Here is a 24,014-nt window from a genome sequence, read left to right as displayed (position 1 = left end):
ATTACTCCTAATTGATGAGGCGTTTAAGCCCTATTGTGCAGCGAGAAACGCGTCCACCTCTTCGCGAGTTGGGATCGACGTCTGCGCGCCAAAGCGGGTCACAGAAATTGCAGCCGCCGCATGTGCAAACTTAATTGCTGATTCTAAAGGTAAATCCTCTAACAGGCCAGTGACGAATGCCCCATTAAACGTATCCCCTGCTGCGGTGGTATCGGTCGCGTCAACACGGAACCCCGGGATGAGCTCACCTCTACCATTTTGACTTAACCAAACACCTTTCGCACCGAGTGTGATCATGACAATTTCGATACCTTTGCTATGAAGCACATTCGCCGCTTCTTGCGCGCTGTCATTATCCGTTACCGTTACCCCCGTCAGGACTTCAGCTTCGGTTTCATTTGGTGTAATGACATCAATACAAGCAAGCAGTTCGTCTGACAGTTCACGAGCAGGGGCAGGGTTTAAAATGACGTTAGTTTTTGCATTTTTCGCCACTCGCGCGGCTTTCTCAATGCCGCACATCGGCGTTTCCAATTGCATCAGCAGGTAATCCGCTTGGCGAATGCGATCTAAATCTGGCTCAATCGCTTCTGCTGTCAATTTGGCATTCGCTTCTGCTGAAATACAAATGCTGTTTTCACCACTATCCGACACTTGAATCATCGCAATGCCAGTTGGGCAGTTTGGTTGCATCTTCACACCAGTGATGTCGATGCCGTCCATATTGAAGTTTTCACGAATATTGATGCCGAACGAGTCATCGCCTACACAAGCAATAAAGCCAATATCAGCCTTGAGTCGAGCTGCAGCAACAGCTTGGTTGGCACCTTTGCCACCTGGGATAACTTGATAGTTGCGACCATGTAGCGTTTCGCCAGGGCGAGGGAAAGAAGGCACTTGAAGAACATGGTCAGCGTTTACACTACCTAACACCACTAACTTATTCATACGGTTATCCTCGGTTCTGAATGAACCCTTTTTTGAAAAACTATTTTGGAAAATACATTAGATGACTTTAACTTCTCTTCCTAACGAAAGAGTCACGATAAAAAGTCAAAGGCATCTATACCCTGCATTTTTAAGTCACTTGGGTATGTTTGCCCTCTCCTCCTAAACGACAGATATAAACGGAGGAGAGAGCAAAAATTAGGACGCTTTATTGAACGTCAAACTTATTTAGTCACTACTTTTAGTGGTACCGGAATGTATTCTTCTACTTTTTCACCTTTCAAGACTTTGTCAGCCGTTTCAACACCTAAAGCACCGATAAGATCTGGTTGCTGTGCGATGGTTGCTGCTAGTTTGCCACGGTTAACTGCGGCAATGCCGTCTTCCGTGCCATCAAAACCAACGATAACGACGTCTTTACCAGAAGCTTGAACGGCGCGAAGTGCACCTAGCGCCATTTCATCATTCTGTGCGAACACCGCTTGTACATCAGGGTTAGCCGCGAGTAGGTTTTCCATCACGTTTAGGCCTTTAGTACGGTCAAAGTCTGCTGGCTGGCTGGCAAGAAGATCCATATCGCTCCCCTTCACGGCATTCATGAAACCTTCACCACGCTCGCGCGCCGCCGATGTGCCCGCAATACCTTCAAGCTGAATTACTTTTGCTTTTTCGCCAACTTTTTCCATGATGTAGTGGCCTGCCATTTCACCACCGATCACGTTGTCGGACGCGATGTGACTCACGACTTCACCACGGCTTGCGCCACGGTCTAGTGTCAATACAGGGATCTTAGAACGGTTCGCCATACGAATCGCATTAGACACAGCATCAGAATCCGTTGGGTTGATAAGAATAGCTTTTACGCCGCGAATACTTAAATCCTCGATGTTCGACAATTCTTTGCTCGGGTCATTTTGCGAGTCCAGTACAATTAAGTCGTACCCCAATTCTTTCGCTTTAGCTTCCGCACCGTCTTTCATCGTTACGAAGAACGGGTTGTTTAGCGTCGAAACCACAATCGCCATCGTATCTTGGGCTTGTGCCGCTACTGATACAGTGGAAGAAAGAAGTGCAGCAGAGATAAGAGTTGCAAGTTTTTTCATCGTTCTAGTCCTTTGTGTAGGGTGAGCCAGCACACGCCCACTGGCTCGGTTTGTATTCAGGATTTAATGGTTATGGATTATTTGTTTTTGTTGTCTACCAGTACTGCGAGCAAGATAACCACTGCTTTGGCAATCATTTGGTAGTATGAGGAAACGTCTAGTAGGTTAAGAGCGTTGTTTAAGAAACCGATGATCAGCGCACCAATTAGCGTACCCATGATGCGGCCTTTACCGCCCATCAAGCTGGTACCGCCAAGTACAACTGCAGCAATCGCATCTAACTCGTAACCCATACCCGCTGTTGGCTGCGCCGAAGACAGACGAGAAGTCACGATGATGCCTGCAAGCGCTGCCAGCATACCGCAGATGGCGTACACACCAATCTTCACTCGGTCTACATTGATACCAGATAGACGAGTCGCTGATTCGTTGCCACCTAGTGCATAAACGTAGCGACCAAAGCGAGTGTGGTTAAGTAGGTACCAAGCCGCAGCGAATACAACTACCATCAACCAAACAGGTACTGGAATACCTAGCGCGTAGCCGGTACCAAACCATGCAAACGCATCAGCTGTGTCAGTAAAACCTGTCGAGATTGGACGACCTTCGGTGTACACCATAGTCACACCGCGTAGTAACGTCATGGTAACCAGCGTAGCGATAAAGGCCTGTACTTTGCCCTTCGCAATGATGATGCCGCTAATTGCACCTAACGCTGCACCTGCGACTAAAGCAGTCGGAACCGCCACCAGCACCGGGACTTCAAGCGCAATCATGCTTGCCGCAAAGGCACCACATAGCGCCAGTACGGAACCAACACTCAAGTCGATGCCTGCGGTTAAAATAACCAGTGTCATACCTACCGCGATAATGGCATTCACTGAGGTTTGACGAAGAATGTTGAGAATGTTGTCGACCGTAAAGAAGTTCGGGTTCAAAAATGACACAACAACAATCAAAAAAATCAGTGCTATCAGTGATTTTTGCTCAATCAACCACTCTTTTGTGAACAACTTCTTGTTGCTAGCTTCGGTTGGTTTGCTCATGGCATTAGTACTCATGCTGCTTCCTCATTGATCTTTTTGCCTACGGCACAGGCGAGTAATTTTTCTTGATCGGCGTCTTTCGCATCGAATTCGCCAGTAATACGACCTTCATGCATAACCAGAATGCGGTCACTCATACCGAGCACTTCTGGCATCTCGGAAGACACCAAGATGATGCTCATGCCTTCGGCTTTGAACTTGTTGATGAGTTGATAAATTTCTTTTTTCGCACCGACATCGACGCCACGTGTTGGCTCATCGAGAATCAGAACTTTAGGTTTGGTCATTAACCCTTTCGCGATCGCCACTTTTTGCTGGTTACCGCCGGATAAGTTACCAATGATTTGGTCGCGCGTAGGGGTTTTGATATTAAATAGCTTGATAAAATCTTCCACGGCAATCACTTCGTCGCTATGTTGGATTTGGAAGCCTTTAGTCAAATGATTGAGAGAACAAAGTGACATATTCTCCTTAACCGAGAGACCTAACACCAAGCCATCGCCTTTGCGATCTTCAGAGATGTAAGCGATGCCATTTGCTAAGCCATCTTGTGGGCTAACCGGGTTAATGGTTTTGTTATCAAGGTTGATAACACCATGCTCACTTGGCAACGCGCCATAAATTACTTTCATCAGTTCGGTGCGGCCTGCCCCCATCAAACCAGAAATACCCAGAATTTCACCGCGTTTCAGCGTGAAGCTCACATCGTGAACGCCAGAGCCTGTCAGGCCAATCACTTCAAGGCAAGTTTCGCCATGCCGCACATCAATACGTGGGTATTGCTCTTCTAATTTTCGGCCAACCATCATTTCAATTAGGCCGTCTTCATCAGTGTCTGCTACTTTGCATTCACCGATAAATTTACCGTCACGAAGCACGGTAATGTCGTCACAGATTTCAAAGATTTCTTTAAGACGGTGTGAGATGTAAACGATGCCGCAGCCCTGCTCTCGAAGCTCGTTGATCACTTTAAATAGTGACTCCGTCTCGGTATCGGTCAGCGCGTCGGTTGGCTCATCCATAATGATGACTTTTGATTCAAACGAAAGCGCTTTCGCAATCTCCACCATTTGTTGCTCACCAAGGCTCAAATCACCAAGCAACGTTTTTGATGAATGTTTAACGTTAAGGCGTTGAAGCAACTTGTCTGCTTCTTCATACATCTTGCCCCACTGAATACGCCCCATCGTGCCGGTAAATTCACGACCTAGATAGATGTTTTCAGCAATCGTTAGTTCAGGGATCAAGTTCAATTCTTGGTGAATGATGCTGATGCCCGCTTCCTGTGAGTCACGCGGCCCTTTAAACGCGGCAGGTTGGCCTTGATATTGGATGCTACCCGCATCCATGTGATAGATGCCAGTCAGCACCTTCATCAATGTTGACTTGCCTGCTCCATTTTCTCCCATGAGCGCCATGACACGGCCTGGGTAAACATTCAGGCTCGCTTTGTCCAGTGCTTTTACGCCCGGGAACGCTTTCTCAATGTCGCTCAGTTGTAGAATGGCTTGAGTCATAATCTGTCCTCAATATCTCTGGCTTAAAAAACCACACCCGCTTGAAAGATAACGTTCGCGTATGGCGAGCATTCGCCAGTTCGAACGACAGCGCGGCTTTGTGCCGTGCGTGCTTTAAATGCTTCATGTGACACGTAGCTGATCTCGATAGATTTACCCGTTTCTTCGCTCTCTTTGCTCAGTTCGTTAAGCAATGCTTGATGCAAAACAGGGCTTACATCAGAAAACTCTTCCGCAATGATGACCCCTTCGATTTGCGACTCAGATAGAATCACGCGAACAGTATCAAGAAAACTTGGTACGCCATGCGTTAGCGCCAAATCAATTCGCTGTACATGCTCAGGGATTGGAAGGCCAGCGTCACATATCGTGATCTCATCGGTGTGGCCTAGCGTCGCCACCAAGTAAGAAATATCTGAGTTAATTAGGGTACTTTTTTTCATCTCATCGACCTTTCGGTTACACGTTCATACAACCATGAGCGCCTGTTTTAAAGTGTTTTCGTTATTAACAGAAAACTCATCGAAACGTTTCGATGAAATAATAATTCGTTGTGGTAATTTGACCAGAGTGAGATCGATAAGGTGTGAGAATGATCCGTAATTAACGGGTCATCGAATAGTAAAAAGGTACATGAGTCACATTTTGCCATCGAAACGTTTCGATAGCTGGTTTAATCGACACTTGAAGTGAGGCTTTTAAAGACAGTTGAAAAAGAGATACGTCCCATTACTGAGAAACACTTTAGTTAAAGAGATGGAAACCTTACACATCATCACAGTTCTTGGATGGTTGTCTGATTTTGGAGAACGCTCACCTTACAATCTGGTTACAATTTGCAAAACACATCATCCGTTCAGTACCTTATATGGTATGCGACGTTTGTAGGGACACAAACGGAAACTAAAAGCCATAATGAAGTTAAGCAATCGAGTCATCTTGCTTGTCGCGCCAGTGATCTTATTAAGCGCGCTGGTATCAAGTTATATTATTTACAGCATTCAAAAAGTAACGCTCATCAAGCGAGAAGACAGCTATATCCAATTGCAAATGGAAAAGCTCGCAGGGCAGTTCCGACAAGCCAACATATTCCTCAATAGTTATGCATACACATTAAGCAAAAGTGATGTATTGCAAGACTACTTGGTGAATCATAACAATCCGTATCGTGAGCGCGTGTTATTTAACCGACTCGATGAAACCGCAGATGTGTTAAGCCATGGCTATACAGGCGATGCAAGCATGGCGATTCTCGACGGGAAACAAAACCTTCTTTATTACACAGAAAATAAATACTACGAATCATCAGGTGTAGTCGACCCGAAGGTATTGGATTACATCTCGCGAAGCTTTAGTACGAGAGAAGCGTTTAACCATACTGGCTTTATTTACAATTCCAGCGGGCAAAGTATTCTTCTGCAATACGAACTCATCGACAAACGAACAGGGACACAACCTCTAAGCTTTGATCCGCAAAATGTCTTTTTCGTGGTGGTATCGGTATCGCTCGAAGCCTTCAATGAGATCAAGCACGAAATCGAGTTCGACACGCATAGCGTGATAACTTTTGCCGACAAGCCTATTTATCTCGATATTCCTCTCGCTCAGACGATTGAACTATTGCCACACTTTTATGCAGTACTCTCCCCCGCTGAATATTTGATGTGGAATAAAGTCGATAAAGTGTGGCTAGAACTAGCCCTTTCCTTTGGTGTGGCGGCGTTTTGCACCATCACCTTAATTGTTTTGGTTTTGTATCGTTATGTATTACACCCCGTTTCTCGCCTCGATAAACAGCTACAAGAGCTGGAAACAAATCAACGCGGCAACATTGAAAAGCTAGAAACAAACGATGAAATAGGACGCTTATCCTCACGCTTTTTTGATATGTATGAAGAGCTCAACGTCATATATAAGAAGACAAAACGCCTGGCTGAAACGGATCACCTAACGCAACTCGCTAATCGCCATCGTTTCCATGAACTTGCAACTCGTGAACTCGTCTCCCCTTCGCAGCATTTGTGGGTCATTTATGTCGATCTCGATAACTTTAAGTACGTTAATGACAAATACGGGCATGAACTGGGAGACAACTTATTAAAGGTGTTTTCATCACACATCAAAAATGTCTGTCAAAAATTCTCGCACGACTACGATAGTCCCTGTTTTGCAGCAAGATTGTCTGGTGACGAATTTGCTATTTTATTGAGCTCAAATCAGGATGCACAACGCCTACCTGACTTGCTGGCCTCAGAGTTGCTAAAGCCGATTAGCAATCTCAGTCCATCTTGGAGTAATTCATTCCCCGTGACTGCGAGCGTAGGTATCGCTCAGTACCCTCAAGACGGTACAGACGTCGCGAAATTACTCTCCAGTGCCGATGCGGCAATGTATCAAGCCAAACGAGCCGGGAAAAACCAGTACGCTTATTACTCAGCTGCTCTCAATGTTGAGTCTCAAAGACGCAGTCAGCTTGAGCGAGCGCTCAGAAAAAGCAACGTGGAAGAAGAGTTCCATCTCGTTTTTCAACCCTATATGAATAATCGGGACAACGAGATTGAAGGACTAGAGGTATTATTGCGCTGGGAAGCGGAAGGCATTGGTCCCGTGCCTCCGAAAGAGTTTATCCCAATCGCGGAACAGGCGGGCTTATTTGATAAAATTGATCGCTGGGTTTTCGCCAACGCTACAGCGGAATATCACCAATTAAGAAATATTTTTGGCAAAGACATTGTCCTTTCGATCAACCTCTCTTCAGCAGAGCTTAACTCCATCGAAATGGCGAATTATATTCATGACCAAGCAAGCAAAAACGGTGTGAAACCAGAATGTATTGAATTAGAAATAACAGAAACCTTTGCCGCAGAACAACAAGGTACAGCATTACTTGATGAGCTGTCGAAGCGTGGCTATCGTCTCGCCATTGATGACTTTGGCTCTGGCTATACATCGCTGACTCAACTTGTCCAATATCCAGTTCAAAAGATCAAGTTTGACCGAGAGTTCCTCGTTACATTGATGAAAACCAACAACGGTCATGTGATCAAACCCATCATCGATCTATGCCACGCTCAAAATAAAACGGTCACCGCAGAAGGTATTGAGCACAATGTGATGCATGAATGGTTATCGTCCTACCGCTGTGACTATATGCAAGGCTATTTATTTGGTAAGCCAATGAGTAAGGAACAACTGAATTTGTGGTGGCAATCCGCAAATGACGATAGCCGCTTCGATGGTTCCATAGTAGGTTCAATTACTGTTCAAGGGACATCTTATTAAAGATTAAGTACAGAAGCCATGTATGTGGCTGCTGTACTTATATAATATAGAAACAAGACTTTACCCTTAGTTTCAATAATATAAGCAACCACATAAGTTCGTACGTTAATTTTTGGTATTATTATTTTTCGATGAAATCTCTCAGTTATTTAAATATTTAATCAAAACGATAGAATTACTTTTTGGTAAGTTTAGTTCTGTTTTTACTTCTTTAATTGAAGACATAAGGAAATAAGTAAAAGCTGACAAACTTTACTTTTGTACTGCTGATCACCGGCTTAAATGATTCGTGTAGAAGCTCATTTGTCGGCTCCACTTAGACTTAGCTTTATCACTTGTGAACAGGAAATGCCCTTCTTCTCGGTATTTATCTACCTTTCTTATCCATCTTGTTGTTTACCCACTCACTTAAAATGCACTAACACACATAACGAGTTGACGTTACGATTTGTTACGAGTCAAATCACAAATCTAAACGTAGGCTGAATAGACGTACAAAAGACAAACACATTGAAATAAAAAGAGTTTCTAATCTAGAAAAAATAAAACGTCGTTTTTATAAATTCGCCATCTCACAAATATCCTTAAACACAGTTTTATTAATTACGCATATCAGATATTATTTATGCCGAAGTTTATCGAAACAATCGATTAACTTCATAATTTATTTGAGTTTCAAACAGTTAGTTTTTAACTTGAAAACTTATCGTTAACCCAATATTAAGTACCTAAGCGTACAATAAGAAACATTGGGAATAGAATTATATTGATGTGCATGTTGTTTTAACGAATGCATGAAGCAATCGGTAAATTTGTAACACCATAGAGTTTTATTTAGCCAAGATGAAAAAGTTAATTTTATTATTTATATGGACATTTCTGTCTGCCTCTCCTTTTGCCTTTGCAAAACAAGCAGATAACGAAGTCAAAAGTCACATACCACAGAATCAAATTGAACAAGTGTTCAAACAAGCAAAGTTAGATGGCGTAGTAGACTTTAAATTGTTTCGTGACGCTTACATCGCGTACAAAAAAACACCCGATAGAAAGAAATCAGTACTAACCATCATCGACTATAGTAAACCATCGACTGAAAAACGCTTTTATGTGGTTGATTTAGATAAAAAGAAGCTTATCTACAATACTTATGTTTCTCACGGTGTGAACAGTGGAAAGAAAACAGCGACGCAGTTTTCAAACGTGGTGAACTCGCGTAAAACATCGCTGGGTACGTTTTTGACTGACACCACCTACTACGGATCAAATGGTTATTCACTTCGATTAGATGGTCTAAGCTCAGGGTTGAACGATAAAGCTCGCGAGCGTTATATCGTTGTGCACGGTGCCGACTATGCTAACCCTTCTTTTATCAAGAAGAATGGTTACCTTGGGCGCAGTTGGGGTTGCCCTGCACTGCCAAAGAAGTTGTCTCGTGAGATCATTAACACCATAAAAGGCGGCAGTGTTATTTATGCAAGCGCATAACACGGGTGCAAATCATGTGGGGAAGAATGCTCTATTTCTTCCCTAACAAATAATCGGATTGGCTCAAGCTTCCTTGTCTCATGACTCTCTTTACCTATTTCTCCAGTTTTCGCTTGCTTCAACGCTAAAATTATTTAGGTATTAGCTTATACCCAAATAACATCAGAAAACTCTGTTCATCCCTCTTCCATCTCGTTAGTATACGCTGAGTTGGTCAGACACCGATTTTCATTGTTATCATAGTGTCACTAGATTCCGTAGTCATAGTGATAGTCTATGACGTTATATGTTTAGGGTTACTTCTTGCGTTATCTACACCGTATATTATTGATGCTTTCATTGTCCCTATTTTCAGGGTTCATCGTTGCCTCATATGTGTATACGTATCACCACACTAAACATTACACCTCTGAACGCTTGCTTAAACTCGCGCAACAAGACGATTTTGAACTAGCACACAGCGAATTCCATACATTTGCCTCTCCAAGTTCTTGGGGCTCAGAAGGTTATTATCTGCACATAAAGCGCGAGTTGTTAGCACTGGTTTCCTGCCGCCGAACATCCGCCACTGATGGTGTTTTATCATCAGATTTTACTCCTGATTATTTTTTACTTGTTGCTTTCTCTTCCCCACCACTATTGGAACTGGCAAAACAAGCATCTCGCTTACCTCTTGATGGTTATGGCGGGCTGATGAGTAAACGCTCTCTCTATCGACTTTCAGGAAGAAAAGAAGCCAATTTAATGTACGTCTTTACTCATGGTCGCAACGCCTTCCCTGTTGTTTAACTTTTTATGACATACAGAGAACACGGAAATGTAACGATGAGGACCAATACGCTCATTGTTACTAGAACCAATTTGAGGTCCATATAATGACAAAATTCGCTACGACTATCGCACTAGCATTACTATTTGCAACGAGCTCTGCCTTCGCTAACACGGAAGCAAAACCAGAAGAAATGAGCAATGAGACTCTGCTAGAGTGTGCCAATGTTTCTAATGCACGTATTGCGGTTCCTGAACACAGAGCGATGTTCAGGCACTACCTAATGTCTGAAAGAAACTACAGTTTCAGTCAGTTATCTTCTGCTGAGCTTGAATTTAAAGCAGCAGATAAGAATGAATCCGAAGTAGAAACTATCTACAAATCTCAGTGTAAAGAGGTTGGCGAGTACCTATATAGCATTGGCTATTAAATTCGAAACCCTAACGACACTAAAAAAGAAAGGCGCATACATTGCGCCTTTCTTTTTACTGATAAAAACCAGCCGATTAGATGTCTAATCTATATACAAGCTTAAAAGTGCAAATCAAAGTAAACTTACTGGGAGAACTCTGACACATCCTTGGATTTACAGAACGCTCGACGTGCTTTAACAAACAAGAAACTAAGCACTCCCATCGCAAGAGTAATCATTGGAGCCGCCATTAATAGCATTGTGATCGCTTTGCTTATATTCTCTGGTAGCAAAGGAAGCAATAAACCAAAACCGCATAATATCAGCGTCCATAAAATCGCACTCAGCCACGCAAAGTAATGGAATTTACTAATACGTTTCACTCGCAACCCCATCATTAATGGCAATAGGGAACGAACAACCGGAATAAACCGCGCACAAAAAAGCGCAATCAATCCATGTTTACTGAGTAATGCGTCGACCTGTTCCAAACGCTTTTGAGGAACCGCGCTCACCCAACCTTGAACCTTAGGTAAGCGATTTAGCCACTTGCCTTGTAAGTAAGCCGCCCAACTTCCCAACCCCGAACTAACAGCTATCACCAACATAATCATAATTGGATCAAGGACGCCAACCGCCGCCAGCGTACCGGATAATACGACGACACTGTCGCATGGGAATGGCGCAGCAGGAATAAAACCACTTTCCAAAAAGATAAGCGCAGCAACAACAAAATAAACCAATCCTGCACCGCCTGGCGCCATTAACGCCGTAAAATCTTGATGCCAAAAGGCACTCAAGACCTGAATTATCGAATCAAACATAAACCGCTCCTAAGCATAACTAACCAAAAATTGTAAAAACATGGAATGTGTTAGCGAGCATGTATAAAGCGGTATATGAGATTCGATTCTTTCCTCGCACCGATTCTGTATTTAGAATGAGTAAAAATACTTTCAACACAACGACCTAAAGCCTCATTGCCGATGCGTTTTAGTAGCCCCATCGAGTGAATTGCCGAACGATGTGTCCACCAAACTACAGCAAGCGTTTCAAACCATTCGAGTTCTACATCGTCGTTCGAGCTCGTTTCCTTAGAATGGCTAACCCTCAATATATTCCGGCTGTTTAAACTCGGATAGTCTTGTTGTATTGGAGAGGCAGGGTGTTCTGAAAAGTGCTTCGACTTAGCGTCAACAGCAATATTCTGGTTATGAAATGAAAGAAAATTTGGGTATGAGTGCGCCATACTCATGCTCGGAGCCAACAAGCAGAAAAGTAGTCCGAGTAAAGCAATCAGAGTCGTACGCACAAAGGTAACCAAAACCAAAATAATAAGTTCTTTTAACCCTGTGCGTAACGATTGGCAATTAGTATTCTTAATCGTTAAGAATACTAATTATTTTTCACCGTAAGGGTAGTTTTCAAACATTTTCGCAATTTCTTCTTCAATCAGAGACTCTCTTTTCTCAGAGCTCATAGACTCAGATAGTTTCCTGCTTGAAACACCTTTCCACACAACCTGATTAGCCTTTGCATCAACAAGCTCTACCACCAGTTTGCCATACTTACGTTCTTTGTATCTTTCCGGGCTTGAAGTGATCACGCCAAAGCTATTCCAACCATAACCGAAACTCACCGAAGACCCAGAAGAGACAAGCTCGGACTCTTCGACGATATCATGATGAACGTAAAGGTCCCCTCCACTATTCACTTTAATTAGGCCCTTGTCTTCAAGCTGTTCAGCCAATCCTTGTTCAATACGTCGACCATCAATACTCGTAGGGGCTTCTGCTTGGGCACCGAAATCAAACGTTCTGTAAGCTGAAAAATCGGCTTGCTTATCAACATCCGTCGTTACGGTTGTACAAGCAGACACGAGCATCATCACCGCCCCTAATATCAAACCTTTCCACATGTTAAATCTCCTTTGGTTAAGCTGACTGTTTCAGCGGAATTACGCTAGTGCTATACATACGCTTCAGCAGTAAAAAGTAATCATTTCAATATCTAGTCTTGACCATGAAACGTGACTGTTCAATAAACGCGATTAACCTTTACACTGACAATCTTGAATCTCATCAATGCCTAAACGCTAGTAGACAGTGTGTTTGCCCCTAATTAGCAGCCATCGATTTTAGAAGCGGAATCGCTGACCCTCCTGAAAAACAGAGACAATGGACACTTTAACACCAAGACGCTACTTTTTTAGGCATCTGACAAACAATTGATGAGAAAAGACTTTTCTTTTTCGTTCAGTGTGGCATATTACCTGAGTCCTATCGATGCGCGGGCATCGTATAATGGCTATTACCTCAGCCTTCCAAGCTGATGATGCGGGTTCGATTCCCGCTGCCCGCTCCAATCTCTTTTATCTCAATCTACTCAAAAGAATCCGATGGCGGAGCAAATAGACAGCGCCAACGTTGTTTCCACGTTAAATTTGGTCGTGTTACGTCATAAAACATATCTTTCCATTCTGCAAACGTCACACGAATGGGATTAAAGCTGTTTACAGGTTTAGAAATTCCATACCTAACGGTTTCCACTTCTGGTTCAAACGTTCCAAACATCCGATCCCAGATAATCAACACTCCCGCGTAATTTTTGTCGATGTACTGACGGTTTATACCATGATGAACACGATGATGAGATGGCGTGTTAAATACCCACTCTAGCGGTCCAAGCGAGCGAATTGATTGAGTATGAACAAAAAACTGTAAGCCCAGATTAAACAGCACAACAAAGACGACCCACTTAGGATCAAAGCCAATAATCACCAAAGGCAACCAGAAAATCCACATTCCCGCTAACGGATACATCAAGCTTTGACGAAACGCGGTGCTGAAATTCATTCTCTCCGAGCTGTGATGGACCACGTGCGCAGCCCACATCCAACGAATACGGTGGCTAGCCCGATGAAACCAGTAATAGAAAAAGTCTTGCAGAACGACAAGTAGCAAAAACGCTGAAACGCTCATTTCGATATCAAACAATCGCCAATCAAACCACCACAAATATAACTGAGCAATCAGTAAACCCGTGAGTATGTCTGTCGCTTGGTATAAGCCCGCAAGTACAAAATTACATACAACTTCCGGAATATAATACGTCGCGCTTTCAGGCAAACGTCCCCTTCGTTGTCCAAACCAGTACTCTGCAACCATACATAAAAAGAAAACTGGCGCCAAAATCATCAGAAGTAATTCAGGGCGTTCCATCAACTGTGTCCAATCCATTGTGTTTCTACCATTTTGCATAGTGGTCTTCAGTAAGACCTATGACTTCTTCTAACTGATGTTTGATACCATTCCCATCAACGATGTAGCCAGAGAAATAGCCGATATATTGACGAAAATTGCTTTTGAGAAACCAAAAGTTCTTCTTTTCTGAACGTCGATTTAAAGGCGTGAATACTAGGTCAATCCGTTTATCTTCCGACGTGATATGCCACCTTTGTCCTTCATCATTTCGTGAAAATTGAAACTGAACAGGCTGTAAAAAATGCCGTTCACCATTAATCCAGAATACATTTTCACAGTAGCCCGTTTCATTGACACCCGCAGCTAAGTTCAGCCCCAACCGTCTGCCGCTTTCAAAGCAATTAATACTCGCCCACCGCCAGCTTGTCTCCCGTCGCATGTACCCAGCGGAAAAGTCGTAACCAGCAGCCACTTCTGAAAGATCTTGTTCCTTTCCTAATATGAATAAATTGCCATCTACCGTTAACGCATTATGCTTCTGCGTATAAGTCCAACCCGCATAACCGGTTGGCGTACATAACATTAATGGCAAACTCATACTTTCTGGACGTAAGTAGAGATCAGCATTGACAGACTTTGTCACAAAGTGGACGTGCCAAATACCATTCTGAATAGAAAACTGAATACTTTTGTCAGCAAGATGGGCATGACTAGACCAACTGGAAGGCTGAGTTTGATAATCAATATTAAAAGGCTTTAACCACTGCTGCTCCACTAACTCATTATTTTGAATGTCAAACAGATAGCAAAAACCAGATGCTAAATACCTAATATCCGCAATCGCAACCCCAATCACGTAGTTAGGTGTGACCAAATTAACGAACTGAAACTGCTTATAATCACAGTAACGGCGCCACTTAGACGCTGGCTTATCCATCTCATCAAGGTAGGTAAACTTATCTAACTGTAAAGATGTGGGAATCCCATCAAGATGGCCAAACACTGGTAGACCGTCTTGCTGCATAAACGAGTCCAGAGTCTTAAGCTCATGCATATTTTTATCTTTTTCGAGTCAACACGCTCAGATGTTAACACTACGTTAACAAAAACAATTTGCGTGACAGCACAACAATATCGACTAATTTGGCTTCGGCTCGCTATATGTGAAACCGATCACTCAACTATCCACTCATGTCACTCACTTAATCTTCCTCATCAATACGACCAGAAGTTGGAAATTGAGCATTCTCATCCGCAGGAAAGACCATTATAGCCATTGAGAATTGGTCAAAATCACTATTTAATGGGAATAAATTCATATAAACTGATTGCTTATTCATATCAAGGAAGAGATCTATGTCACACATACACGATACTATTGTTGCGTTGCAACACAGTAGCCCGGCTCAAAAAGAGTTTTACCAAGCTGTAGAAGAAGTATTAACTTCTCTCGCTCCAGTCATAGAAAGCAATAATAAATATAAAGAACAAGCGATTATCCAAAGAATCGTAGAACCAGAACGTCAAATCATGTTTCGAGTTCCTTGGGTCGATGACGCAGGGAATGTGCAAGTAAACAAAGGCTACCGCGTCGAGTTTAACTCCGCGTTAGGTCCATACAAAGGCGGACTGAGGTTCCATCATTCAGTGAACGCGAGCATCATAAAGTTCCTCGGCTTTGAACAGATTTTTAAAAACGCGCTTACTGGCCTTCCAATTGGTGGCGGAAAAGGCGGTTCAAATTTCGAACCGAAAGGAAAATCTGACGGTGAAATCATGCGATTTTGCCAATCATTTATGAACGAGTTATACCGCCACATTGGCCCTGTTACCGATGTTCCTGCTGGCGATATCGGCGTCGGTGCGCGTGAAATTGGTTATATGTTTGGTCAATATAAGCGATTGACGGGCCGCTACGAAGGGGTACTTACAGGCAAGAGCCTTCTTTGGGGGGGCTCACTTGTTAGGAAAGAAGCAACGGGATACGGAACCGCATATTTTGCGGAATGCATGCTCAATGACCGTAATGATTCACTCAAAGGCAAAACTTGCCTCGTTTCTGGCGCAGGTAACGTCGCTATCTATGCAATTGAAAAGCTATACCACATGGGAGCAACCCCGGTAACATGCAGCGATTCTCGAGGCACGATCTATCATGAGCACGGTATTGATCTCCAGCTCCTCAAGCAACTTAAAGAAGTGAAAAGAGCAAGTTTAGAGGAATATTTAGACACTTACCCTGAAGCAGAGTATACGCCATTGGGTGACTATCCTAATGAAGGGCATGCTGTATGGCGATATCAAGCTGACGCCGCATTCCCTTGCGCGACCCAAAACGAACTGACGTCAAACGATGCTCTTGCTCTTATCGATAATGGGTGTGTTTTGATTAGTGAAGGCGCAAACATGCCAACCACTCGTGATGCGGCCAATATCATCGTGGATTCCGAAATGGCTTATGGGCCAGCGAAAGCAGCCAATGCAGGCGGCGTTGCAACCAGTCAGCTTGAAATGGCACAAAATGCCAGCATGCAAAACTGGACCTTTGAGCAAGTCGATAGCCAGTTACAGACCATCATGAAAAACATCTTTATTAATGCAAACGAAACCAGTCGAGAGTTTGGTCAGCCTGGTAATTTAGTTTTAGGCGCAAACATTGCCGGCTTTAGAAGAGTCGCTGATGCGATGATCGAGCAAGGCATCGTTTAGTTCACAATAGCCAGCAGCCGGACTGCTGGCTTAACACTATTCTGCGATACACTGCGCTTTGAAGAAGAGCTTTATTTAATCCGCAATAAGCGTCGTCACTTCAGTTTTAACCGAATTGGCGATAAAACAGTTCTCATGAGCCATGTGGTGCATTTTTTCTAATTGAGATCGTGTCGGTTGATCACCACCAGCAAATGTTATCTTAGGGTTTAGTGTTACCTTAGACACCCATTCTTTTCCATTTTCACCTTTTGTCAGCTCTCCTACTGCTTCATCTAGGTAGCGATCGACAACGTAACGTCGTTTCGCCGCAATAGAGAGAAAAACAAGCATGTGACAACTGGAAAGTGCCGCAACAAATGCTTCCTCCGGGTCAACGTTTTCTTCTACAGATAGTGGCAACGGCACTACGTGTGGAGATGGTGACGCAGGGACTTGCAACCCTCCATCAAACTTCCAAATGTGCGCCCGACTATACTGATTATCACTGAATACTTCGTCAGCTTCGCGATGCCATTCGATTAAAGCGGAATGCTTACTCATTCTAACTCCCTGATTTTCTCATTGACAAATCAACACATCCATTCACGTCATAGTAAACCACAACGAAACAAGGTAAGGAACGTATGAACTCAGAGAGGTTACAAAATTTGTTGAGGATCGACGTTTTTTTTCTGTATGTCATCCAGAAGTCGATTAGCCTGATGGATGTTAACTTGTAATCGGTTGATTAGCATCTGTAACCGCTCAATGTCAGGAGTTTGCTTCGCTTTGAGCGTGTTTTCTAGCGCCTCCGTTTGTCCAGCTAAAATCGGCAAACCAAGGTTCAATGCCATACCTTTTGTTTTATGCAACGTGTCTTCTAGAGACGCGAAATCTTCAGCCATAAAATAATCAATAAGTTCATCAACCGATGATTCGAAATCGACAATAATACTTTTTAGTAGCTCATCTATCGCTTCCGGCGCTTCTTGCAGAGAAATGAGCATCTCTGAACTGGATAACTCTTCTTCTGTCAGCCGTAACTTCTCTATTGGCTTACGCTGCAACTGGAGAACGTTGTTGTCATTCGTTAATGGTAAATTCTCTTTTGGTTCGAGCCTCGCAGCAAACTGTTTAAGAGCGTCCGAAAAGCTCTCTTGCTGTAGCGGTTTTGTAAGCACATGATCCGCTCCGGCTTCAATAAAGCTATCATGCGCCTCACGAAAGACATCTGCCGTATACGCAAAGAGTAATGTTTTGATACCTAACTCTTGTCGAATCACACGCGTCGCTTCAACACCATTCATCTCAGGCATGTGATTGTCCATTAGAATCAGGTCATATTCGTTATCTCTCGCCTTTTTAACCGCCACCAATCCGTTTTCAGCAACATCCACTTCATGTCCCAACTTTTCGCAAAACCCTTTCGCCACAATGGCGTTCACTCGGTTATCTTCAGCAAGCAATATCTGCAAATTGTGTGTTTTCTTGCGCGTTTTTGGTGGCTCTTGTGCCTTTGGAAGTTCGCATTCAACCCAAGGAATGGGCAGTTCGACGATGAATTGACTTCCGACGCCCTCCACACTTTTCAATGTAATCTTGCCATCCATCAAGCCAGTTAATTTTTTAACTATTGCCAAACCAAGCCCTGTGCCTCCAAATTTTCGGGTAGTTGAAGAATCGGCTTGCTCAAACGAGTTGAAAACATGTTCTTGCTTGTCTAGCGCGATACCAATACCAGTATCACTCACAATCATCACCAAGCAATGATTTACCTTATCAAGTTCTGTTCTGATTAACACATGCCCTTCACTGGTAAACTTCACCGCGTTGCCAGCAAGATTAAACAAGATCTGTCGTAAACGTGCGCAGTCTCCGGTAAATTCAACGTATTCAGGCACTTCATTTTCCACGATCAATTCGATATTTTTTTCATCGATGAGCGGTTTTATTGCGCTACACACAGGAGAAATGACTTGATCTAAATTGAACTTAGCCTGTTCAAATTCCAGTTTGTTTTCTTCAACTTTAGAGAAATCCAAAATATCGTTGAGAATCGTCATCAAGTGTTGGCCAGAATCAAGAATGACTTTCACGTACTCTTTAGTCGTCGGCTCTTTAGTTTCCTCTGCAATCATTTGAGAAAGGCCCAATACACCATTCATCGGCGTTCTTAATTCGTGACTCATTGCGGCGAGAAAACTTGATTTGGCTTTTGCTGCTCGCTCGGCTTTATTTCGCGCCTCCTCGATTTCGAGGTTTAATTGTTTCAAGTTGTACATTCGATATTGCGACTGATACAAGAATGCACTGACTAACAACATCACGGCAATAAAAACAAACAACCAAGTAAAACGCGCTTCACTTTGGGCAATATTGAGCAGCCGATGCTCCGCATCCTCGATAAAAACAAAGTATCCATGATCAAGCAGTTCATTCGTGAGTAGTTCTATCCTTTTGTCGCTCGCTTGAAGCCGATCTAAGAAATTGGCTTCACTTTCACTCTCAACTACGTTTTGTGTCAAAAGCAGTTGGTTGAGAAACTCAAAATAGTGATGCCCACTCAACGTCTTTCGGGTATCGGTAGAAATATCTTGCTGATATAAGTTGAACAGCATTAATAACGCGTATTGATTCTCCACCTGAACGCCAATCAACATATCGAGCTTCAGCGTTGTATCAAGCACACGTTTTTTGAATAGATTGAGCGTATCCTCAACTTTTTTATGATTGGGCGTCACAGGGAACCAAACTGACTCCCTTGATGAATTTAGCAAGTTCTCAGCTGCGACTTCTATATCCACTAAAGATGTCGTCAGTTCATAATTCTTCCTATCTTCAACCGCATATCGATTCACGATAACATCGCGCTCTTCAATCAACTTGTGCCCAATATCCGTCAACTCCGCGTGGAATTCTTGTGCACTTTTTGAATTCACATGTGACATGTACGCCAATACACAACACGTCAGCATGGCAATAAAAAAGCAGATATTAACCAGTTTGAATTTACTCATTTTCCAACACCTCTAAAATCACGGGTCTGGGTGCTGTCAAGGACTGCAAGAACGCTTCAATATCAGCGACACTTTCATCGCTCATCGTAATTCCGAGCTGCGTTTTCGCCATAATCTGTATCGCCTCAGATAACTGGTCAACTCGTCCGTTATGAAAATAAGGGCTTGTTAGGGCGACATTCCGTAAACTGGCGACTCTAAAATAGAATTGTTCTTCACTTTCCGTCGTAATCAGGTGCCGTCCCGAATCCTCTACTACTGGCTTATCTTTGAAATAGGCGAACCTTTGTATCATCGCTCCGCCAATATTTTTGCCCTGATGACACTGTACGCAACCTGAAGACTGAAATGTTTTCCACCCCCTAATTTGCTGCTCACTGAGGACATGGGTGTAACCCAGTAAGTAGGCATCGAATGGTGCACCTGGAGTTTGGAGCCCTTCGACAAACTCCACAATGGCGGACTTAATATTGTTAATATTAATCGGTAGCTCACCATCACGACTAAATAGCGCTTGATAACGTTCGCTTCCTTTCACGTACTGCTCTATTGTTTGCCAGTTTGAGTCCATTTCTATTGGATTGTGGATTGGCCCATCAATCTGAGCCATCAAAGTGTTTTCGGTACCATCCCATAAAAAACGATAATTTAACGCTGCATTAAACACTGTGATGGAATTTCGAGTTCCATCACCTTTCACTCCTGTAGAGACGGGGGTATTTTCAGCGCCATTGGTTTGCAAGTTGTGGCACGTCGCACAACTGATGCTACCGTTTGAAGATAGCTGAGGATCACGAAAGAGATGCCAGCCAATTCTCGCCAGCTTAATATCTACGACAGGGTCACCTTCTATCGGCTGAACTAACGAAATATCACCTAGCACCTTAGCATTTCTTGCGATTGTTGCTTGGCTCAAAATGAGTGCCACAACAACTAATGTGATTATGCTGAATTGCCTCATCAACTGCATACCTTACACTTGCCATTAGTATGAAGTTAGTTGCATTTTTAGGTTTTTTCCATTAATGGAAAACGGTTACCAGAGCTACACGCGGAGGGACTTTTATTTAAAGCTCACATAAGGAGCAAATGACGAAGGCGAGTAACGAAGAATTGACTCGCTTCGTGGAGTTATGTGTGCATATTGAATTCTAGATTTAGCTTATAGAAGCCAGCAACCTTTGAACCCAAGTAATCTCACCATAGGAGATGAGTTCGAAGATAGTAAAGAAAATGGCACAGATAATGGCCAGTTTGATCAAGCGTTGAACAATAAACATCATAATTACCCATCATTTTTTCGCAGTTTACTATTACAAAAGAAGTTTAGATACAGAAGAAAAGCACTAGTTACACTAATAGACTGTTTTATAAAAAGATTTATACCTTTACTAGCTGCACGATTAAACCGTAATTTGAATGCGCGGTACGTTATTGAGCATTTTAATTGCAAACACGAAAATCTAGTAATTAGAGCAAACGTTTCACTTACCATATCAGCTCAGCAAATCCTTCATTTTATCTCTATAATTTGAATCTATATCAACAATTTCTGTTAGAACATGTCGTACACTTTCAGTGAATTAACATCTATAACTATTTTTTAATGAAAACACTTCGCTTGTTTAACTTGAATCTTCGCTATAAAACCGCCTTATACTTTTCATTAGGACTGCTGGGCATGGTCATCAGCTTCCTTTTTATTAGCCGTTATTTTTTCCTGTATAGCTTAGATGAGCTCGAAGACATGGAAATTAACCATGCGAATCAGCAAGCACTCGCTGTCATCGACATGATGGTGAGCCAGCAAGAAAGCGCCTCATACGATTGGGCGTACTGGGACGAAACATACGATCTGTTTGTTGATCGTGATATTGCGAAATATACCGAGCGAAACCTTTACACAGAGAGCATTGATGCGTTAAACCTCGATATGATGGCGTTTATCACGACTAATGGGCAAACCCTGCTCTCCTTAACTCGTGAGGATAACCCCGACACTTCTTCAGAACTCACCGCTAAAATGGCGAATCAACCTACTCTTCAAGATTACATCAAGTCCATGAATCACAAGCTTGATATCCATAGAGAGAGCATCTCAGGGTTGTTTAAAATCAACGATACTATTTGGGGTCTTAGCCTCAGCCCAGTTAGAAATAGTGAAGGCGACCGCCCTTCTAACGGATGGATGCTTTGGGGAAGAAACCTATCTTTGCGCTTTCCTGGAGACTTTAAATCCATTTTAACTGCGGAAAACTCATTAGAGACGCAGATGGTAAGTGGATCAGACAGTAGTGAGATGCGGGATATAGAGAAGACCTCGCGGTCAATAACAAAATGGGCCTCACTCTCTGATTTATCTGGTGAACCAATCGCATGGCTAAAAACGAAAACACAGCGAGAGCATTATGCGAAAGGTAATACGCTATTCATGTACCTGTTTGCAACGGTTGGCGTTGTGGCATCAATCATCGCTGCGGGTACCTACATCACGTTTAAAAATAAGGTCGCCACTCGCTTTAATCATTTTGCTGAAGGAATAAGCGAAATCGCCTCTCAATACCAGCTTGAAGGCTTGCATTCTGTAAAAGTAGACGAATTAGAGTTAGCGACAAAACTGGTACAAAAGCTCTCTGAAAATACATCGTTAACCCAACTGCAATTGAAAGACTCGATGGAAAAGTTTGGTGCTCTATACCATAGCTCCTCACTAGGCATGCTAATTGTTATCGATCGTAAAATAGTCGATGTCAACCAACGAGCGTTAGATCTGTTGAGCTACAGCAAATCGCAATTGATAGATCGTCCTCTAGACACCTTGTGCCCATCGGAGGACGATGAATGTCGAGTTGACGCAATGTTCAGAGAGCTGAAAAACGGTAAAACACAATTCGAAGCGCAGGTGCTCGATAGCAATACAGAAGAAATCGACTGTTTGATAGAAGCCACGCTCATTCAACATCATGGTCAAAGTGCGCTGATGTTGTTGCTTCAGGATATGAGAGAGACAAAACAGCAAGCAGAAATGATCCAAAAGCTCACCGACTTTGATCCGGTATCCGGTTTCTGTAATCGTCCTGTCATTCTCAATGCACTGCACGAGCTCGTAGAGACACGGCCAAACCATTTTTCGTTTGTGTACATTAACAGTAAGACTCTCAAGCAAATTGCAGGGGTATACGGTCACCTCATTTTTGATGAAGTGATTCAATACATCGCATCCGCAATACGCGAGCAATTAGGTGCATTCCAAATAGGCCGAATTAGTGAGCATGAATTTATAATTTTGATTCCAGATATCGAGCACCACCAAAAAGCGATAGATGCTACCAATCGATTACTGAATCATTTGTCACATAAGGTCCAGCTCTCTGGGATCATGATGTCATTAGACAGTAAAGCGGTGATGATGGACCTAAACATTACTCACCAATCTGTCGAGCATTTGCTGCTTGCAGCACGTTTCTCATCGCAATCCGCTAAGGGTCGTCACTCTCACGAAGTATTAGTCATTGATGAAGAACTATCAGAGCAAGCGGAAACGTCCATGGTGATCAATCGCGATTTAGAAAATGCCATTAGACAAGATGCGATTAAACCTTTTTTCCAGCCTATCGTGGATGCTAAAACCACTGAAGTCATTAGCTTCGAAGCACTTGCTCGTTGGCAACATCCAACATTAGGGATGATTTCACCAGAAGTATTTATTCCGATGGCAGAACAAGGAAAACTTATCGTCGAATTGGGAGAGTCCATTCTCAAACAATCGTGCGAATTTATCAGTCGGCTCAATGGAGTTCGTCATGCGCAAGGTTTGTCGATGTTAAGCGTGCATGTGAACTTAAGCGCGCAGCACTTTTATCATTCAGGACTGATGCCCTACCTAAAAAAAGTGATGGCTCAATACAACCTCTCTGCGGGCCAGCTTGTGCTTGAAATTACCGAAAGTATGTTGATGGGCGGAGAAATAGAATCAATCCAAAGCATTCAAGACATCAAGCGACTTGGTGTTGGACTCGCTTTGGATGATTTTGGTACTGGATACGCATCATTCAGTAGCGTATGTAATTTTCCATTGGATATTGTGAAGCTGGATAAATCTTATATCGACGAGATTGAAACCAATGACAGAGCAAAAACACTGGTAAGAAACATTGCTAACATGTCTCAAGAACTAGGGTTAACTATTGTCGCCGAAGGTGTTGAAACCGCGAGCCAAGTACGCAAGCTTAAAGTTTGGAATATTGATGAGTTGCAAGGGTTTTACTTCCACAAACCGATGCCTGCCGAGCAAGCACTCGTTCAATTTTCTCGCCACGTAAACAGTTAGTCTCTCTCCTCTAAAACACATTAGGAAGGCAAAGTGATTACCGTCACTTTGCCTTTTTGTTGAACCTTTTCACACCAGACGCCCCACGATTAGTGACTACCGATATTCATATTAGGGCCCGTTGCCTCAGATGTGCCATGATAAATGCTGATATGACTAATTCGAGTGATCAATTACTTATTTGCACTAGTATTACTGCGTATATACTTGA

Annotated in this window: 18 protein-coding genes and 1 tRNA gene; 7 read left to right on the top strand and 12 right to left on the bottom strand. The window is 43.0% G+C overall.

What is annotated here, in order from left to right; all coding sequences use genetic code 11:
* Positions 1–30 precede the first annotated feature (30 nt).
* From rbsK to rbsD, 5 genes are all read right to left on the bottom strand, one after another.
* Positions 31–948 (bottom strand): ribokinase, encoded by a 918-nt coding sequence (gene rbsK / locus NDJ01_RS21940; protein ID WP_182032853.1) that lies wholly within the window; start codon positions 946–948, stop codon positions 31–33.
* Between the two features lie 224 nt (positions 949–1,172).
* Positions 1,173–2,051 carry a ribose ABC transporter substrate-binding protein RbsB gene (gene rbsB, locus NDJ01_RS21935; protein ID WP_005397160.1) on the bottom strand — a complete coding sequence of 293 codons (879 nt, stop codon included), beginning with the start codon at positions 2,049–2,051 and terminating at the stop codon, positions 1,173–1,175.
* 77 nt (positions 2,052–2,128) lie between these two features.
* On the bottom strand, positions 2,129–3,112 hold the full coding sequence (gene rbsC / locus NDJ01_RS21930; protein ID WP_139061058.1) for a ribose ABC transporter permease: 984 nt from the start codon (positions 3,110–3,112) through the stop codon (positions 2,129–2,131).
* Positions 3,109–4,614, bottom strand: a complete 1,506-nt coding sequence (rbsA, locus tag NDJ01_RS21925; RefSeq protein WP_139061059.1) for a ribose ABC transporter ATP-binding protein RbsA — start codon at positions 4,612–4,614, stop codon at positions 3,109–3,111. Before rbsA ends, rbsC begins: the two co-directional genes overlap by 4 nt.
* Positions 4,615–4,637: 23 nt before the next feature.
* Positions 4,638–5,057: a D-ribose pyranase gene (rbsD, locus tag NDJ01_RS21920; protein ID WP_005397153.1), complete on the bottom strand. Its 420-nt coding sequence runs from the start codon at positions 5,055–5,057 to the stop codon at positions 4,638–4,640.
* A gap of 472 nt (positions 5,058–5,529) precedes the next feature.
* On the opposite strand from rbsD, the gene NDJ01_RS21915 reads away from it, so the two are divergent.
* From NDJ01_RS21915 to NDJ01_RS21900, 4 genes are all read left to right on the top strand, one after another.
* On the top strand, positions 5,530–7,896 hold the full coding sequence (locus NDJ01_RS21915) for an EAL domain-containing protein (protein WP_257081274.1): 2,367 nt from the start codon (positions 5,530–5,532) through the stop codon (positions 7,894–7,896).
* A gap of 843 nt (positions 7,897–8,739) precedes the next feature.
* Positions 8,740–9,381 carry a murein L,D-transpeptidase catalytic domain family protein gene (locus NDJ01_RS21910; RefSeq protein ID WP_258587346.1) on the top strand — a complete coding sequence of 214 codons (642 nt, stop codon included), beginning with the start codon at positions 8,740–8,742 and terminating at the stop codon, positions 9,379–9,381.
* A 330-nt stretch (positions 9,382–9,711) separates the two neighbouring features.
* Positions 9,712–10,170, top strand: coding sequence for a hypothetical protein (locus tag NDJ01_RS21905; RefSeq protein WP_152814253.1), 459 nt, complete (start codon positions 9,712–9,714; stop codon positions 10,168–10,170).
* Positions 10,171–10,256: 86 nt separating this feature from the next.
* Positions 10,257–10,580, top strand: coding sequence for a hypothetical protein (locus NDJ01_RS21900; protein WP_085344717.1), 324 nt, complete (start codon positions 10,257–10,259; stop codon positions 10,578–10,580).
* Between the two features lie 125 nt (positions 10,581–10,705).
* Here NDJ01_RS21900 and NDJ01_RS21895 read toward each other — a convergent pair whose 3' ends face one another.
* Together NDJ01_RS21895 and NDJ01_RS21890 are read right to left on the bottom strand one after the other, a co-directional pair.
* Positions 10,706–11,386, bottom strand: a complete 681-nt coding sequence (locus tag NDJ01_RS21895) for a DedA family protein (RefSeq protein WP_258587345.1) — start codon at positions 11,384–11,386, stop codon at positions 10,706–10,708.
* Between the two features lie 575 nt (positions 11,387–11,961).
* Complete coding sequence (locus NDJ01_RS21890) at positions 11,962–12,480, bottom strand: DUF4136 domain-containing protein (protein WP_005397138.1); 519 nt, start codon at positions 12,478–12,480, stop codon at positions 11,962–11,964.
* Positions 12,481–12,851: 371 nt separating this feature from the next.
* On the opposite strand from NDJ01_RS21890, the gene NDJ01_RS21885 reads away from it, so the two are divergent.
* Positions 12,852–12,926: transfer RNA gene (locus NDJ01_RS21885), tRNA-Gly, on the top strand.
* Positions 12,927–12,943: 17 nt separating this feature from the next.
* On the opposite strand, the gene NDJ01_RS21880 is transcribed toward NDJ01_RS21885, so the two are convergent.
* Both NDJ01_RS21880 and NDJ01_RS21875 read right to left on the bottom strand, forming a co-directional pair.
* Positions 12,944–13,801 carry a sterol desaturase family protein gene (locus NDJ01_RS21880; RefSeq protein WP_258587344.1) on the bottom strand — a complete coding sequence of 286 codons (858 nt, stop codon included), beginning with the start codon at positions 13,799–13,801 and terminating at the stop codon, positions 12,944–12,946.
* A gap of 7 nt (positions 13,802–13,808) precedes the next feature.
* Positions 13,809–14,819 carry a DUF2804 domain-containing protein gene (locus NDJ01_RS21875; RefSeq protein ID WP_114323931.1) on the bottom strand — a complete coding sequence of 337 codons (1,011 nt, stop codon included), beginning with the start codon at positions 14,817–14,819 and terminating at the stop codon, positions 13,809–13,811.
* A 302-nt stretch (positions 14,820–15,121) separates the two neighbouring features.
* On the opposite strand from NDJ01_RS21875, the gene gdhA reads away from it, so the two are divergent.
* Positions 15,122–16,474, top strand: a complete 1,353-nt coding sequence (gdhA, locus tag NDJ01_RS21870) for an NADP-specific glutamate dehydrogenase (protein ID WP_258587343.1) — start codon at positions 15,122–15,124, stop codon at positions 16,472–16,474.
* A gap of 75 nt (positions 16,475–16,549) precedes the next feature.
* On the opposite strand, the gene NDJ01_RS21865 is transcribed toward gdhA, so the two are convergent.
* From NDJ01_RS21865 to NDJ01_RS21855, 3 genes are all read right to left on the bottom strand, one after another.
* The gene (locus NDJ01_RS21865) at positions 16,550–17,017 is read right to left on the bottom strand and encodes an OsmC family protein (protein WP_145472843.1); all 468 of its coding nucleotides are present in this window, start codon (positions 17,015–17,017) and stop codon (positions 16,550–16,552) included.
* Between the two features lie 98 nt (positions 17,018–17,115).
* On the bottom strand, positions 17,116–19,473 hold the full coding sequence (locus tag NDJ01_RS21860; protein WP_258587342.1) for an ATP-binding protein: 2,358 nt from the start codon (positions 19,471–19,473) through the stop codon (positions 17,116–17,118).
* On the bottom strand, positions 19,466–20,434 hold the full coding sequence (locus tag NDJ01_RS21855) for a cytochrome-c peroxidase (RefSeq protein WP_167394253.1): 969 nt from the start codon (positions 20,432–20,434) through the stop codon (positions 19,466–19,468). Before NDJ01_RS21855 ends, NDJ01_RS21860 begins: the two co-directional genes overlap by 8 nt.
* Before the next feature lie 720 nt (positions 20,435–21,154).
* Here NDJ01_RS21855 and NDJ01_RS21850 point away from each other — a divergent pair.
* Positions 21,155–23,803, top strand: a complete 2,649-nt coding sequence (locus NDJ01_RS21850) for an EAL domain-containing protein (protein WP_082244888.1) — start codon at positions 21,155–21,157, stop codon at positions 23,801–23,803.
* Positions 23,804–24,014 lie beyond the last annotated feature (211 nt).

This window comes from Vibrio sp. HS-50-1 (assembly GCF_024747315.1).
GTDB lineage: Bacteria > Pseudomonadota > Gammaproteobacteria > Enterobacterales > Vibrionaceae > Vibrio > Vibrio diabolicus.
The sequence above is the reverse complement of the archived record's forward strand: the minus strand, read 5'-3'. Positions and strand labels throughout refer to the sequence as shown.

Bases quoted from the DNA above. Each gene is read 5' to 3' on its own strand.
- rbsK (WP_182032853.1), bottom strand. From the start codon at position 948: ATGAATAAGTTAGTGGTGTTAGGTAGTGTAAACGCTGACCATGTTCTT.
- rbsB (WP_005397160.1), bottom strand. From the start codon at position 2,051: ATGAAAAAACTTGCAACTCTTATCTCTGCTGCACTTCTTTCTTCCACT.
- rbsC (WP_139061058.1), bottom strand. From the start codon at position 3,112: ATGAGTACTAATGCCATGAGCAAACCAACCGAAGCTAGCAACAAGAAG.
- rbsA (WP_139061059.1), bottom strand. From the start codon at position 4,614: ATGACTCAAGCCATTCTACAACTGAGCGACATTGAGAAAGCGTTCCCG.
- rbsD (WP_005397153.1), bottom strand. From the start codon at position 5,057: ATGAAAAAAAGTACCCTAATTAACTCAGATATTTCTTACTTGGTGGCG.
- NDJ01_RS21915 (WP_257081274.1), top strand. From the start codon at position 5,530: ATGAAGTTAAGCAATCGAGTCATCTTGCTTGTCGCGCCAGTGATCTTA.
- NDJ01_RS21910 (WP_258587346.1), top strand. From the start codon at position 8,740: ATGAAAAAGTTAATTTTATTATTTATATGGACATTTCTGTCTGCCTCT.
- NDJ01_RS21905 (WP_152814253.1), top strand. From the start codon at position 9,712: ATGCTTTCATTGTCCCTATTTTCAGGGTTCATCGTTGCCTCATATGTG.
- NDJ01_RS21900 (WP_085344717.1), top strand. From the start codon at position 10,257: ATGACAAAATTCGCTACGACTATCGCACTAGCATTACTATTTGCAACG.
- NDJ01_RS21895 (WP_258587345.1), bottom strand. From the start codon at position 11,386: ATGTTTGATTCGATAATTCAGGTCTTGAGTGCCTTTTGGCATCAAGAT.
- NDJ01_RS21890 (WP_005397138.1), bottom strand. From the start codon at position 12,480: ATGTGGAAAGGTTTGATATTAGGGGCGGTGATGATGCTCGTGTCTGCT.
- NDJ01_RS21880 (WP_258587344.1), bottom strand. From the start codon at position 13,801: ATGGATTGGACACAGTTGATGGAACGCCCTGAATTACTTCTGATGATT.
- NDJ01_RS21875 (WP_114323931.1), bottom strand. From the start codon at position 14,819: ATGCATGAGCTTAAGACTCTGGACTCGTTTATGCAGCAAGACGGTCTA.
- gdhA (WP_258587343.1), top strand. From the start codon at position 15,122: ATGTCACACATACACGATACTATTGTTGCGTTGCAACACAGTAGCCCG.
- NDJ01_RS21865 (WP_145472843.1), bottom strand. From the start codon at position 17,017: ATGAGTAAGCATTCCGCTTTAATCGAATGGCATCGCGAAGCTGACGAA.
- NDJ01_RS21860 (WP_258587342.1), bottom strand. From the start codon at position 19,473: ATGAGTAAATTCAAACTGGTTAATATCTGCTTTTTTATTGCCATGCTG.
- NDJ01_RS21855 (WP_167394253.1), bottom strand. From the start codon at position 20,434: ATGAGGCAATTCAGCATAATCACATTAGTTGTTGTGGCACTCATTTTG.
- NDJ01_RS21850 (WP_082244888.1), top strand. From the start codon at position 21,155: ATGGTCATCAGCTTCCTTTTTATTAGCCGTTATTTTTTCCTGTATAGC.